We start from the raw sequence: 13,828 nt of genomic DNA on the forward strand, positions 1-13,828 counted from the left end.
CGCTGCGTAGACTCGAGGCATTCTTTTTCGCAGGCACAAACCCTCATGAATCAGTTCCCGGCGCCCTTGCAGGCAGCCACGGATCCTCTTACGCCCGAGAGCCGGCTGCGCCGCGCGCTGCCCCTGTTGCCCGGCGTCGTCTTGAGCGCGCTGATCGCGCTTGCCTCCATGTGGCTCGGCGAAGCGCCGTGGCTCAAGCAGCATGGGCTCAGCGCGCTGGTGATTGCGATGTCGATTGGCATGATCGCCGGCAATACCTTGTATGCCCGCCTTGCGCCCGCCTGCGCGCCGGGTGTCGCATTTTCCAAGCAGAGACTGCTGCGGCTCGGCATCATCTTTTTCGGCATTCACCTGACGCTGCACGACATCGGCCGTCTCGGCCTGCCGGTCATACTGACCGACGCCCTGATCCTCACCTCGACCTTCGCTCTCGCACTCCTCATCGGCAAGACGGTGCTGAAGATGGATACCAACACCGTTTGCCTGATCGGCGCCGGCAGCTCGATCTGCGGCGCGGCGGCAGTGATCGCGACCGACCCGGTGCTCGGCAGCCGTTCCGAGCAGGTGACTGTCGCCGTATCGACGGTGGTCGTGTTCGGGACCATTGCCACCTTTCTCTACCCGCTCCTGTACCAGCTCAATCTGGACTGGCAGGTCCTGCCGTCATCACACACCGCTTTCGGCATGTATGCCGGCTCCACCATCCATGAAGTGGCGCAAGTGGTGGCCACCGCGCGCTCCTTCGGGCCGGAAGCGGCCAACACCGCGGTGGTCGCCAAGATGCTGCGCGTGATGATGCTGCCGCTCTTTCTCCTGGCGCTTTCGTTTTACATCGTGCGGCGTCGGCAGACATCTGCCGCAGGAACCAAGGCACGCGTGACGATTCCCTGGTTTGCCTTCGGTTTCGTCGGCGTGGTGATCCTGAATTCGCTGCTGCCAGTGCCGCAGATCCTTGCGCAAAACATCGCCCGCATCGACGCGCTGGTACTGACGATGGCGATGGCGGCGCTCGGCTTGACGACGCATGCATCGGCGTTTCGCCTTGCCGGGAAAAAGCCCATCCTGCTGGCCGCCATTCTTTTCGCCTGGCTGATTGCCGGCGGCGCGTGGATCAATTCCTGTTTTACTCTTGCTTCCTGAAAATGCTTCTTTTGGGAACTCATTGATACTAATCAATGGCATTGCTGCCCTGGTAACTATCATCGTAAGTTCGACATCGAGCAATTGGTGCCGAACTCACGAGACGTCCAAGGAAATGCAGAATGCCGTTGACCAAACTCCTTTCCGCTTTCGCCAAGCGCAAGTCGCCGCACCCGATCACCTCCTCTGCCCTGTCCGCCCACTCGGCGCAGAAGACAGCGTTCATGCCGGCCAAGGCATCCGACATCGGCAGCAAGCTGCTGGATGCGGTGGCGTTGCACAAGCAGGGACAACTGGCGCGCGCCGAAGCGGCATACCAGGAAATCCTGCAGGCGCAGCCACGGCATTTCGATGCCCTCCACTATCTCGGCCTCATGGCTTTGCAGCGCGGGAAGACCGAAGAGGGCATCGCACTGATCGGGCAAGCCCTGGAAATCGACGCCAAACACCCTGCCGCGCTCGGCAACCTGGCAATGGCACTGCGCCAGCTGGGACGCCACGAGGAAGCGCTCGCACACTACCGGCGCGCGCTGGATATCAAGCCGGATTCGGCCGACATCGGCTACAACTTCGTGAATACCCTGCTCAACCTGCAGCGGCATGAAGAAGCTCTCGACATCTGCAGCCGCACGCTCCGGCTCATTCCGAACGCCGCCCCCCTGCTCCAGCAGCGCGGAACCGCGCTGCTGTTGCTGCGCCGGTATGAAGAATCGATCGCGGACTTCGATCGCGCGCTTGCTCTTCAGCCCGACTATCCCGAAGCGCTCGCCAACCGCGGGGTGGCGCTGACCGCCATCAATCGGAATGCCGACGCGGTGGCAAGCTACACCCGGGTCCTGCAACTGAACGCGAACGATGTCGAGGCGCGCTACAACCGCGGCATTTCACTGGCGAAGCTCGGCAGGCTGGCGGAAGCTCTCATCGATTACGAGCAGGTATTGCAGGGCAAGCCGGACCATCTCGGTGCGCTCAACAATCTCGGCACTGCCTTGTCCGCGCTGGGACGCTTCGAAGCCGCGATCCCGGTCTATAAAAAATTGCTGGCTCTCGCGCCCGACTATGATTACGCGCCCGGCAACCTGTTTGCCTGCCAGCTTTACTGCTGCGACTGGTCGGACTATGAAAAGAGCAGGCAAGCGGTGGTCGAGATGAACAGGCAAGGCCGGAAGGCGGCAGTCCCCTTCCCGTTTCTCAATGCCTCGGAATCTCCGGCGGACCAGCTCGCATGCGCCCGCGCTTTCGTTGCGCACACTTTTCCCGCTTCTTCGCATCCCTTGTGGACGGGCCGGCGCTACCAGCACGAGAAGATCCGCGTGGCCTATCTCTCTGCCGACTTCCAGGAACATGCGACGGCGCACCTGATGGCCGGGCTGTTCGAAGCGCATGACCGGCAGCGCTTTGAAACGATCGCGATTTCCTATGGTCCCGATGCGCGCGGTGGCATGCGCGAGCGGCTGCAATCCGCGTTCGACCGCTTCATCGACGTGCGCGAAAAAAGCGATCTCGAAGCCGCGCGGATCATGCAGGCGCTGGAAGTCGATATCGCCGTCGACCTCAAAGGGTTCACCGAAAACAGCCGCCTCGGCATCCTCGCCCATCGCCCCTCCCCGGTGCAGGTCAGCTACCTCGGCTATCCCGGCACCACTGGCGCCGACTACGTCGATTATGCGATTTGCGACAAACACCTGGTTTCCGAAGGCGAACTGGGAAGCTTTTCGGAACAACTGGTCTTCCTGCCCGACTCCTACCAGGTCAACGACTCGAAGCGCCCGATTTCCGCGCAGGTTCCGACCCGCGCCGAAGCCGGCCTGCCGGAGAAGACGTTCGTCTTCTGCTCATTCAACAACAACTACAAGATTACGCCGGCCGTCTTCGATATCTGGATGCGCCTGCTGCACCAGATAGCAGGCAGCGTGCTCTGGCTGTATGAAGGCAATGCCGCCGCGGCGGCGAACCTGCGGCGCGAAGCGCAGGCACGCGGCATCGCTCCGGAGCAGCTGGTGTTCGCGCCAAGGCTTCCCCAAGCCGAACACCTGGCGCGTCAGCAGCTGGCCGACCTGTTCCTCGACACCCTGCCCGTGAATGCGCATACCACCGCCAGCGACGCGCTGTGGGCCGGCCTGCCGGTGCTGACCTGCACCGGTCAGGCTTTCGCCGGGCGGGTGGCGACCAGCCTGCTGCATGCCGTCGGCTTGCCGGAACTGGTCACGCAAAGCCTCGATGAATACGAAGCCCTGGCGCTGCGGCTGGCAAGCATGCCTGCCGAGCTGGCGCGGATCAAGGCGAAGCTCGCGCACAACCGCAGTACTTATCCGCTGTTCAATACGGTACGATTCTGCCGCCATCTTGAAGCGGCCTATGTCGAGATGTGGGAGCGCAGCCAGCGCGGCGAAGCGCCTGCCGGCTTTTCAGTGCCGGCCATGCTGCATTGATGCGGTGTCCGGCATGATCAACGTGCGCGATTACGGCATGTCGTTGTTTTTCGTGGCCCGCTCGTTTGACAGCAAGCGGGCTGCAGACTTGTTGCGAACCCTTGCTTCACACCCGGCTTAATACAGTTCCCGAAGATAAATCGCCGGCCCTGCCTTGTAGATGCCGAAAGTCTCCCGCCCGACGCCTGGCAGATAAGGAATCGTTGACTTTATATCCTTGCTTCCCTTGCTTGTCATTCCCGTTGGCTTCGTGAGCGTAATCCGGCCTGTTCCCGAAGACATGGTGCCGCCGCCGGTAATAGTCGTACCAAATGAGCCTCCGCTCGCTGCAGCCAATTCAAAACTGGAACTGGCAAGCGGTGTACAACTATCGAGCGTATTGGTGATAAAGGATGTGCCCTTCCAATACTGGGCCACCACATTGAGCGACAGCGGCAACTGTTCGGAGCCGTAATTGTTTGGGATCATCAGGCGGCCATAGCGCAGCATGGTGGATGCCACTTTGCCCTTGTTCGGGCTGGAGCCCGGATTCGTCGCCGTCGCGGTATCGATATCGAAGGGCACTGTTACTCCGTCCGAGTCGACCGGATTGATGCCCACGTCCACCGCTGCATACGCGCCCTCCGGCGACGCGGCACGCGTGAAGAAGAATGGCGCTGTAATGGTCGCCGTCCCGCGCGAACCGGTATTCGAAAAACACGAGGTTCCCGCGCAAGTTGACGCCGGCATGCCTGAATTGCTGATCTTCGATGTCAACAGATAGGGCGGTGGCGGCGTCAGCCCTGTCGTCCGGTCGACCGCTCCCATCTGCAGATTTCCGAAGACAGTCGGATCCAGATACGCAAACTTGCCGGTGTAATTCTGCGTGGTTGCACCGCTCAATGATTTCGCGATCAGGGTGAACACCGCATTCAATTGCTCGCCGAAATAGGTGAAGGCCGGCGCTATCGTGCAGGACAAGTCTGCGCGATTCGTGATTTCCCCTCCCGAAATCGAAAAATGATCCGGGTAAAAGCGCCCTATGTTGCCGATCGTGCCGGTCGCAGCATTTGGAGCGGGACCGGCGCCAAGATAGTCATTAGTGCCGGCATTGTCTGCTATTGCATCGAGTTTAATGATGCCGGCTTCATCCCATGCGAGATTGTTAACGGTAGCCCAGCCGTTTTCATCCGTTGCGACCAGCCCGCTTGGCCCGAATTCGCTCCCCGCGATCACCGCATTGGTTAGCGCAGGATTGTGCCCGCCGGCCGGCGCAACCAGGGTAGGCAGCAAGCGCACGCCTTGCGGGATAGTTTCCCTGCCGTAGTTGGACGCGACCGCACCGCCCGATGTCATCGCCTTCACCGTGGCCGTGAAGCTGGCGCCAGCCTTGATGAAGGCCTGTCCCGCAGCATCTGCCGCGGCAGGATTGGCGAAATTGTCGGCAGTCCGCTTGATGTCCGATATATCGAAATGGTCCGGCTTGACCACGAAGGAATTGGATGAACCAGTCAGGGAGGTGAGCAGCGCGCCGCCCGCGGGTTTGCTGACCAGGAGCGTTACGAGGCCCACGTCGTTGTAGTTCAGCGTGAATGGCGCATTGCCATTGGCATCAAAGGTCAGACTGACTGGCTGGTTGATATTGGACCGGCCGCCATTGCCGTTGCTCGAGTTGTTCAATGTCGTTCCGTTGACGCTCATCAGGTATCCGCTCGAGCAAGTCGTCGGATTTTTGCATTCATACCCGAAGTTGACGGTCGTCGCTCCGGTCAATGCCGACGCACAAGCCTGCGTCGAGGTAGCGCTGCTCTTCACGGCCCGCAGGTAGTAGGTGCCGGATGTCGTGCCCGCCACCTGGGCCGGGATCGTGCTGGTTGCGGGAGGGCCGTTCGGCGCGCTGGCGAACACGAAGCCGGCTGTGTTGAAGGTGCTGGAACAACTGTTCGCAATCGTGCAACTGCTGCCGTTCGGACAGCATAGGCGCGCATTGCTGCCCCCGACCGACTCCCCTGACAAGGTCACGGTCGCTACCCTGCCATCGGGAGCGCCGGGATAACTGAGGGTCGTCGTGGCGATGCCGCCGGCATTGAATGTGACGATACTGGAGCCCAGCGTGCCGGCATTGCTTGCCAGCATAGCGGTGGCTCCGGCAACGGCAGTCGATGGATTGGTGCAGGGGCTGTTCGCATCCGCGCAAGCCGTCACGGTCACCGTACTCGCCAGGCAGGATACGCTGCTTGATGGCAGCGACAGCTCGTAATGATGCACCGACGCAGTAATGGTGTCCGTGTCGCTGGCGGTATTGGATGTCGACTTGACCGTGACGCTTGCGGTGTTGGTAAGCGAAGTCGGCGCGGCAACGTACCCGACCGTGCCGGTCACCGTGAACGTCAATGTGCTGTCGACAGGCATGCTGGGCAAGGTGATGCCCGTCCCCTGCATCGCTGCAACGGTACGAGTAGCGGGGCATGTTGCTCCGCCGCCCGCGGTGCATGTGACGCTGCTGGCGGTGAAATTGGCTACAGCCGGATCCTTGAAGACCGCGCCGCTTAGAGGACTGCCCGTCGTATTGGTGATGACGATCGTATAGGTGATCGTGCTTCCCGAGCCAACCGTGGTGACACCATCGGTAATGGTAATGCCCGGCAGGACGATGATGCTGGTGCCCGGCGGGAAACTGACGGTACCTGTATTGCACTTCGAGGTCGTGCCCGGCGCCGGGTAGGTATTGCCGGTGCAGGCGCCATAATTGTCGCTCTGATCCCAGGACACCAGATAGGGAATGGTCAAAAGTGCATTGCCGCTGCCATCGGTGGTGCAGGGAACGGCCACGCCCGTCATCCTGAACGTGCCCTTGCCGGTATTGCCGCTGATTGCGCCACTGCCATCGCCGCAGCTGCCGCCGTCGAGATTCTGGAACGGGCTGGCATTGGGCAGGACGGCGACCGAACACGAGGCAGAACCGCCATTGGCGGGCAATTGCCGCGGGTTTTTCCCGTCACTGGAAACAAAGACCCCGACGTTATAACGCGTAGGCGACGCAAACTGAATCGTCACGTCGAGATCCAGTGGCAGGGTTTGGCCACCAACACAGGATGACGGAAATCCGCTCACGACCGTGATGGTATTGATCGAAACATCATTGGCGGTGCAATTCAGGTCCGAGCCGAAACGTGGGGCCGCGCATTGCGTTGCTTCATAAGGAGGAGCAGCATGGCTTGTGACAGGGACTTCGAACAGCAAGCCAAGCATCAGCAGGCGACACAGCCAGGAAAGGAACCCGAGCCCCGAGAAGCGCATTGCCTTCAATGCAATTGATCTTCCACGGGACAGATGATCCCGGAAGAAGGCTGCGAAAACTGCGAACATGCACCACCTTCTAAAACAACCGTAGGGAGACAACCACGACCACATCTTTTTTAATTCTCCCTACGACTTTGTGCTTGATGCATGATGATGCTCTTGCGGTCTGATAACCGCATTCGATGAAGGGCGCTATGGTACCAAGGGCGCTGTCGAGTTAGCAGATACTTTGCAAAAAGTGGCGCCGATCGTACAGTGGATATCTTTGTCCGCGTGGCACCGGTTCCCTGGACCCTGGTCAATACGGCAATGCCGGGCCGGAACTGATGTCGACCGCCATCACCTTCCGTCGTATAATCCAGATCTATCGCGGGTGTAGCTCAATGGTAGAGCAGAAGCTTCCCAAGCTTACGACGAGGGTTCGATTCCCTTCACCCGCTCCAGATTTGCCAGGCACCGTTGCGGTGCCTTTTCTTTTTATCGACATCCGTAAATTCGCCACGCTACCCAGCATGTCCGACAAGATTTCCGACGCCGCACCCAGGCAGATGCTTTACGACCCGACCGAACGGCGCATCCGCAGCTTTGTCACGCGCGCCGGCCGCCTGTCCGATGCGCAGGCGAAAGCGATCGAAACGCTCGGGCCGCGCTTCTGCATTCCGTATGCAAAGGCACCCTTCGATTTCCGCCAGGCCTTCGGACGCGAGGCGCCGCTGATCCTGGAGATCGGGTTCGGCATGGGCGATACCACGGCGAAGATCGCAGCCGGCATGCCGGACAAGGATTTCCTCGGCGTCGAAGTCCATACGCCGGGCATCGGCAGCCTGCTGAAGCTGATCGGCGAGCAGGGACTGAGCAACCTGCGGCTGATCCAGCATGATGCAGTGGAAGTGCTGCGGGACATGATTGCGCCGGAGTCGCTGGCAGGCGTGCACATCTTCTTTCCCGATCCCTGGCACAAGGCGCGCCACAACAAGCGGCGCCTGATCCAGCCGCCCTTTGTCAGCCAGCTGGTGTCACGCATCGCGTGCGGCGGCTACCTGCATTGTGCGACCGACTGGCAGGACTATGCGGAGCAGATGCTGGAAGTGTTGGGCGCGGAACCGGCGCTGGAAAATACGGCGGAAGGCTATGCGCCGCGTCCCGAATATCGCCCGGTCACCAAGTTCGAGAACCGCGGCCTGAAGCTGGGCCACGGAGTGTGGGACCTGGTGTTCCGCAAGCGCTGAGCGCCCGCAGGGCTCACTCCAGGCTGGCGATCAGCGCCACGATCTCGTCGCCGTAGGTCTCCAGCTTCTTCTCGCCCACGCCGGAAATCGTGCGCAATTCGTCGATCGACAGCGGCTTTGCCTTGGCGATCTCGCGCATGGTGGCGTCGTGGAAAATCACATAAGCCGGCACATTGTGCCTGCGCGCCGTCTCCATTCGCCACCAGCGCAACTTCTCGAATAGCGCCTGCTCGGTCGCAGACAAGTCGCTTTCGACAAATCCTCTTGGCTTGACCGCTTGCCGCCTGGATTTGGCCGGCTTGCGGTATTCCCGCAGCTGGATACTCTGTTCCCCGCGCAGCACCGGGCGCGCCTTTTCCGTCAGCTTCAGGGTGCCGTAGGCATCGTGGTCGACTTCGACCAAGCCGAGCGCGATGGCCTGCCGCATGATCGCGCGCCATTCGGTGTCGCCGAGGTCGCGCCCGATGCCGAAGGTCGACAGCTGGTCGTGCCGCCATTGCTTCACCTTGTCCGAATCCACGCCGCGCAGCACGTCGATCACATGCGCCGCGCCGAAGCGCTGGTCCACCCGGTAGATCGCCGACAGCAGTTTCTGCATCTGCACCGTGCCGTCATAAGACACCGGCGGATTCAGGCAGATATCGCAATTGCCGCACGGCGCGGAAGTCTGGCCGAAATAATCGAGCAGGCGCACCCGGCGGCAGGACAGCGTTTCGCACAGGCCGAGCATCGCATCCAGCTTGGCCGACTGCACCCGCTTGAAATTCTCGTCGGCATCCGATTCATCGATCATGCGCCGCTGCTGCACCACATCCTGCAAGCCGTAAGCCATCCAGGCATCGGCCGGCGCGCCATCGCGCCCGGCACGGCCGGTTTCCTGGTAATAGCCTTCTATGCTCTTGGGCAAATCCAGGTGCGCGACGAAGCGCACGTCCGGCTTGTCGATGCCCATGCCGAAGGCGATGGTTGCGACCATTACCAGCGATTCCTCGCGCAGGAAGCGCGCCTGGTTTCCGGTGCGCTGCGCCATCTCCATGCCGGCGTGATACGGCAAGGCGGGCACGCCATGCGCATTCAGGAACTCCGCCGTTTCTTCCACCTTCTTGCGCGACAGGCAATAGACGATGCCGGCATCGCCCGGGTGCTCGCCCTGGATGAAATCCAGCAGCTGCTTGCGGCCATTGGCTTTTTCGACAATCTGATAGCGGATGTTGGGACGGTCGAAGGACGAGACGAATTGCCGCGCGTCGTCGAGCTGCAGGCGGTGCGCGATTTCCGCGCAGGTCTGGGGATCGGCGGTGGCGGTCAGGGCAATGCGCGGCACCGCCGGAAAGCGCTCATGCAGCACCGACAGCTTGATGTATTCCGGACGGAAGTCATGCCCCCATTGCGAAACGCAATGGGCCTCGTCGATGGCGAACAGGGCAATCTTCGAGGCTTCCAGCAGTTCGAGGCAGCGCGGCGTCATCAGCCGCTCCGGCGCAACGTACACCAGGTCGAGCTCGCCATTGCGGACCTGGCGCTCGGTGCGCATTGCTTCATCAAACGACTGGGTGGAATTCAGAAAAGCGGCACGCACGCCGACTTCGGCCAGCGCATCGACCTGGTCCTGCATCAGCGCGATCAGCGGCGACACCACGACACCGACGCCATCGCGCAGCAATGAAGGGATTTGATAGCAGAGGGACTTGCCGCCGCCGGTCGGCATCAGCACCAGCGCATCGCCGCCGCGGGCGACATGGTTCACGATCTCGGCCTGCTGGCCGCGAAAGGAGGGATAACCGAAAACGGATTGCAGTATGTGCAGCGCCGGGTCGCTGCTGTTCTTGTCAGGCATCCCGCTATTTTAATCCGCCCACACGACCCAGCCGCTGTAGGCGCTGGCGATCACGACCAGCCCGAACACGATGCGATACCAGGCGAATACCGTGAAATCGTGCGAGCTGATGTAGCGCAGCAGCCAGCGCACGCACAGGAAGGCGGAGACGAAGGCGGCAATGGTGCCGATGCCGAACACGGGCAAGTCGGCCGCGGTGAGCAGGGCACGTTCCTTGTACAGCGAATAGATCGTGGCGCCGATCAGCGTCGGCATCGCAAGGAAGAAGGAGAATTCGGTGGCCGCCTTGCGCGACATGCCGAACAGCATGCCGCCGATGATGGTTGCGCCCGAGCGGCTGGTGCCCGGGATCAGGGCGAAGGCCTGGGCGATGCCGATTTTCAGGGCATCCAGCGCGGACATCTCATCGACCGAATTGATGCGCGCCTTCACCGGATTGCTCTTGTTGCGGCGCTCGACCCAGAGGATGAGCAGGCCGCCGACGATGAAGGCGATCGCGACCGGCACCGGTGCAAACAATGCCGCCTTGATCTTCTTGCCGAACAGCAGTCCCAGCGCTGCCAGCGGCAGGAAGGCAATCGCCAGGTTGATCACGAATTTGCGCGCACTGGCATCGCTGGACAAGCCGCCGAGCACGCGGGCGATGCGCGCGCGGTACTCCCAGCAGACCGCCAGCATGGCCCCGGCCTGGATCACGATCTCGAACACTTTCACGGTCTCGCCGGTGAAGTTCAGCAGACTGCCGGCGAGGATCAGGTGGCCGGTGGAGGAAATCGGCAGGAATTCCGTCAGGCCTTCCACGATCCCCATGATGAGCGCCTTGAGCGCGAGAACGAGATCCATGTCGTATTGATATGCTGGTGAAGTGGATAACAAAAAGCCCGCTGGTTGCGACGCTGCGGGCTGATCCCTCCAAATAGACCGTTCTGTTCAGGCTATCTGGCGGGCTCAAAGGTTACCACGAGACCATCGCGTTTTGTCGTGATTTTCGACAAGCTGAAACGGGTGCCGCCATAACGCAGATCGTCCGGGGCAAAAGTGTAGAGCGGCACTTCCCCGATCAGCTGCTCCGCCAGCTCACTAGCTGCGCGCGCAATGCGATTGGCGTACGGCGAGTCGACGCCATCCAGTGCAAATCTTTCCATGCGGGGCTGCGCCAGCACGAGCGCATTGCGCGCGGGATCGAATTTCAATTGCCCGGAGATGGCAAAATTGCCTTGCCATTTCTGCTTGAGGAAAGGCGGCGTCACGGCCGCATCCATGCTGGTCAGGATGCGGTTACTGTCGGGCTGCAGACTTACCTGCGGATTGGCGAGATGCATGTCGAACAATTCCAGGTAGCGGTAATCGAATGGGAATTTGCGCGCTACCGCTTCCTGCAACCGGGACAGAGGAATATCCACGTTGCGCGGCCCGAGCAGGCTGGCGCAAGCGGACAGCATGAGTGCGAGAACGAATGCCGTGGCCATTGGCACGATGGTTTTTAATTTCATTGCGGCAACTCCTCCGGCTTCGATGATGACGTCAATCGTTCCAGGTGCAGCAGATAGACCATCGCTTCCCCGGCGCTGTTGCCGCACATATCCGGCGAGGGCTGGAGGCTGGCGCAGACGGCCGGTCGTTCGGGGCGGCCGAAAATCCTGCAGCGGTTGGCTTCGTCCAGTTGCACGCAGCGTACGCCCGCCGGCTTTCCATTCGGCATGCCCGGGATGGGAGATGAAATCGAGGGCGCAATGCAGCAGGCGCCGCAGCCGGAACGGCATGAAAGTTTGTTCATAAGAAAAACAATGCCCGATGGACAAGGATGTCGGCATCGCGGGAGCCGTACACATTGTGATCCGCACGAGGGTGTGCGGAAGCATGGGGGAATAATCAGGCAACGGCAGATTCTACCTTCAATCCGGCCATGCCTCTGGCAGCTTGCCCGGCTCATTCAGGCATGGCAATAGCACATCGATGAAAGCGTTCCGCTCAGCCTTGACGCTGCCGGTATTGGCCCCTATATTGCTGACTCACGAGTAAGTTATTTTTCTTTGCCCAAACGAAATGGATTGCCCTTTCAAGAACAAGCCGCGCTGGACCCGACGCAAGGAAGCACGTCCTCAGGAACTGCTGGCGGCCGCGCTGGACCTGTTCGTCGAGCGCGGCTACGCGGCAACCCGCCTGGATGACGTGGCGGCGCGGGCCGGCGTATCGAAGGGCACGCTCTATCTCTACTTTGCCAACAAGGAAGAACTGTTCAAGGCGGTGGTGCGGGAAAACGTGATTCCCGTGCTGGGCGAAGCGGAACAGTTCATCGGCCGCCACGAGGGCAACAGTGTCGAACTGTTTCGCAAGCTGGTGCTGCGCTGGTGGGAGCGGGTCGCCAATACCAAGCTCTCCGGCATCACCAAGCTGATCATGGCAGAGTCTTCCAACTTTCCTGAAGTCGCCAAGTTTTACCATGACGAAGTGATCGCGCGCGCCCATGTGATGGTGGCCGGCGTGCTGGAGCGCGGCATCCGGCGTGGTGAATTCCGCCAGATCGAAGTGAGCCAGGCGACGTCCGTGCTCATCGCCCCGATGCTGATGCTGATGCTCTGGCAGCATTCCTTCGCCGGCTGCGAGGTGAAAGCGGTGTCGGCCGAGGAATATTTGCAAAGCTTTATCGACCTGTTCTTGAATGGCCTGCTGAGTCCCGCGCCCGCACCGTCAAGATGAATGGAGCAGTCATGTTGAAACGCCGTTCGCGTTATCTGATCATTCTTGCGGTATTGCTCATGGCCGCAGGCGGCGGCGCAGCCGTGCTGAAAAAGAAGCAGGCGCAGCCGGCCACTCCCGCGATGCAATCCGCCCAGGCGCCCGCGGTGCTGGAATTCCTGCCCGGCGATGTGATGCGGGTGGAACCGCGCGACCTGCGCCGCCGGCTGCCGGTGTCCGGTTCGCTGCGCGCGGTCAACCAGGCTTCGGTGAAGGCCCGGGTCGGCGGCGAAGTGCGCGAGGTGCTGGTGCGCGAAGGCGAGGCTGTGCACGCCGGCCAGGTGCTGGTCAAGATGGATGTGAGCGAATACCAGGCGCGCCTGGACCAGGCCAAGGGGGCGCTGGCGGCCGCACGCGGCCAGCTCGAGATCGCCTCCAAGACCCGTGACAACAACAAGGCGCTGCTGGAAAAAGGCTTCATTTCCAAGAATGCCTTCGACAACGCGGAGAGCCAGTTCAATATCGCCAGGGCCAATGTCGATTCCGCCCGCGGCGCGCTCGATGTGGCGCAAAAGGCACTCGGCGACACGGTGATCCGTGCACCGATCTCGGGGCTCGTCAGCAGCCGCTCAGTCCAGCCCGGCGAAAAAGTGTCGCCCGACAACCGCCTGCTCGATATCGTTGACCTGCGCCAGATGGAGATGGAAGCCGCGGTGCCGGCCGCAGACATCGTCAACATCACGATCGGCCAGGAAGTCCAGGTGCGGGTTGAAGGCCTGTCCGCGCCGCTGACCGGGACGGTGGTCCGCATCAATCCCTCCACGCAGTCGGGCTCCCGCTCCATCCTCACCTATGTCCAGATCGCCAATCCGCAGGGCTTGCTGCGCGCGGGCATGTTCGGCGAAGCGCAGCTGACGATTGCCCGGAAAGCCGGCGTGCTGACGGTTCCGCAATCCGCCATCCAGAGCGATGCCGGCCAGACCTATGTCTATGCGATCGAAAACGGCAAGCTGTTGCAAAAGCCGGTCGAGCTCGGCATGCGCGGCGACGATGGCGGAGGCAACGCGGTCGAAATCCTAAAGGGACTGGAAAGCGGCGCGCAGATCGTCCGGAACAATCTCGGCACCCTGCGCACCGGCACCCCGATCAGGATCGCGCAGCCGGCCGGCATGGCTGTCGCAGGCAACCTCCCCGCTCAAAAATGACAAGGCGCGCCCGCTCTGCAAAAG

The 13,828-nt window shown here is 61.4% G+C and carries 10 protein-coding genes and 1 tRNA gene; 6 read left to right on the forward strand and 5 right to left on the reverse strand.

Going from position 1 to position 13,828, the window contains the following annotated elements; translation table 11 throughout:
- Positions 1-45 precede the first annotated feature (45 nt).
- Together HGHM_RS12445 and HGHM_RS12450 are read left to right on the forward strand one after the other, a co-directional pair.
- Entirely contained in the window at positions 46-1,140 is a 1,095-nt protein-coding gene (locus tag HGHM_RS12445) for a YeiH family protein (protein WP_019141865.1), read from the forward strand.
- A 122-nt stretch (positions 1,141-1,262) separates the two neighbouring features.
- Complete coding sequence (locus HGHM_RS12450) at positions 1,263-3,572, forward strand: tetratricopeptide repeat protein (RefSeq protein WP_019141866.1); 2,310 nt, start codon at positions 1,263-1,265, stop codon at positions 3,570-3,572.
- Positions 3,573-3,689: 117 nt separating this feature from the next.
- Here HGHM_RS12450 and HGHM_RS12455 read toward each other — a convergent pair whose 3' ends face one another.
- Positions 3,690-6,920: a DUF6701 domain-containing protein gene (locus HGHM_RS12455; RefSeq protein ID WP_161603781.1), complete on the reverse strand. Its 3,231-nt coding sequence runs from the start codon at positions 6,918-6,920 to the stop codon at positions 3,690-3,692.
- Positions 6,921-7,223: 303 nt separating this feature from the next.
- On the opposite strand from HGHM_RS12455, the gene HGHM_RS12460 reads away from it, so the two are divergent.
- Together HGHM_RS12460 and trmB are read left to right on the forward strand one after the other, a co-directional pair.
- A tRNA-Gly gene (locus HGHM_RS12460) sits at positions 7,224-7,297 on the forward strand.
- Between the two features lie 21 nt (positions 7,298-7,318).
- Positions 7,319-8,083 (forward strand): tRNA (guanosine(46)-N7)-methyltransferase TrmB, encoded by a 765-nt coding sequence (gene trmB, locus HGHM_RS12465; protein ID WP_154652080.1) that lies wholly within the window; start codon positions 7,319-7,321, stop codon positions 8,081-8,083.
- Positions 8,084-8,096: 13 nt separating this feature from the next.
- Here trmB and recQ read toward each other — a convergent pair whose 3' ends face one another.
- The 4 genes from recQ to HGHM_RS12485 form a co-directional block, all read right to left on the reverse strand.
- Positions 8,097-9,920 carry a DNA helicase RecQ gene (gene recQ / locus HGHM_RS12470; protein ID WP_019141868.1) on the reverse strand — a complete coding sequence of 608 codons (1,824 nt, stop codon included), beginning with the start codon at positions 9,918-9,920 and terminating at the stop codon, positions 8,097-8,099.
- A 9-nt stretch (positions 9,921-9,929) separates the two neighbouring features.
- Entirely contained in the window at positions 9,930-10,763 is an 834-nt protein-coding gene (locus HGHM_RS12475; protein ID WP_019141869.1) for an undecaprenyl-diphosphate phosphatase, read from the reverse strand.
- Between the two features lie 92 nt (positions 10,764-10,855).
- Positions 10,856-11,413: a DUF1439 domain-containing protein gene (locus HGHM_RS12480; RefSeq protein ID WP_075111714.1), complete on the reverse strand. Its 558-nt coding sequence runs from the start codon at positions 11,411-11,413 to the stop codon at positions 10,856-10,858.
- A complete protein-coding gene (locus HGHM_RS12485; protein WP_019141871.1) occupies positions 11,410-11,697 on the reverse strand; it encodes a YkgJ family cysteine cluster protein in 288 nt (95 codons plus the stop codon). Before HGHM_RS12485 ends, HGHM_RS12480 begins: the two co-directional genes overlap by 4 nt.
- A 269-nt stretch (positions 11,698-11,966) precedes the next feature.
- Here HGHM_RS12485 and HGHM_RS12490 point away from each other — a divergent pair, with 269 nt between their 5' ends.
- On the forward strand, positions 11,967-12,620 hold the full coding sequence (locus HGHM_RS12490) for a TetR/AcrR family transcriptional regulator (protein ID WP_019141872.1): 654 nt from the start codon (positions 11,967-11,969) through the stop codon (positions 12,618-12,620).
- An 11-nt stretch (positions 12,621-12,631) separates the two neighbouring features.
- Entirely contained in the window at positions 12,632-13,804 is a 1,173-nt protein-coding gene (locus HGHM_RS12495; RefSeq protein WP_245549214.1) for an efflux RND transporter periplasmic adaptor subunit, read from the forward strand.
- Positions 13,805-13,828: the final 24 nt, after the last annotated feature.

This window comes from Noviherbaspirillum massiliense JC206, assembly GCF_000312045.1.
GTDB classification, from domain to species: domain Bacteria; phylum Pseudomonadota; class Gammaproteobacteria; order Burkholderiales; family Burkholderiaceae_D; genus Noviherbaspirillum; species Noviherbaspirillum massiliense.

What these genes read in the sequence shown, in the direction of transcription:
- HGHM_RS12445 (WP_019141865.1), top strand. Translation starts at nt 46, where the DNA reads ATGAATCAGTTCCCGGCGCCCTTGCAGGCAGCCACGGATCCTCTTACG.
- HGHM_RS12450 (WP_019141866.1), top strand. Translation starts at nt 1,263, where the DNA reads ATGCCGTTGACCAAACTCCTTTCCGCTTTCGCCAAGCGCAAGTCGCCG.
- HGHM_RS12455 (WP_161603781.1), bottom strand. Translation starts at nt 6,920, where the DNA reads ATGTTCGCAGTTTTCGCAGCCTTCTTCCGGGATCATCTGTCCCGTGGA.
- recQ (WP_019141868.1), bottom strand. Translation starts at nt 9,920, where the DNA reads ATGCCTGACAAGAACAGCAGCGACCCGGCGCTGCACATACTGCAATCC.
- HGHM_RS12475 (WP_019141869.1), bottom strand. Translation starts at nt 10,763, where the DNA reads ATGGATCTCGTTCTCGCGCTCAAGGCGCTCATCATGGGGATCGTGGAA.
- HGHM_RS12480 (WP_075111714.1), bottom strand. Translation starts at nt 11,413, where the DNA reads ATGAAATTAAAAACCATCGTGCCAATGGCCACGGCATTCGTTCTCGCA.
- HGHM_RS12485 (WP_019141871.1), bottom strand. Translation starts at nt 11,697, where the DNA reads ATGAACAAACTTTCATGCCGTTCCGGCTGCGGCGCCTGCTGCATTGCG.
- HGHM_RS12490 (WP_019141872.1), top strand. Translation starts at nt 11,967, where the DNA reads ATGGATTGCCCTTTCAAGAACAAGCCGCGCTGGACCCGACGCAAGGAA.
- HGHM_RS12495 (WP_245549214.1), top strand. Translation starts at nt 12,632, where the DNA reads ATGTTGAAACGCCGTTCGCGTTATCTGATCATTCTTGCGGTATTGCTC.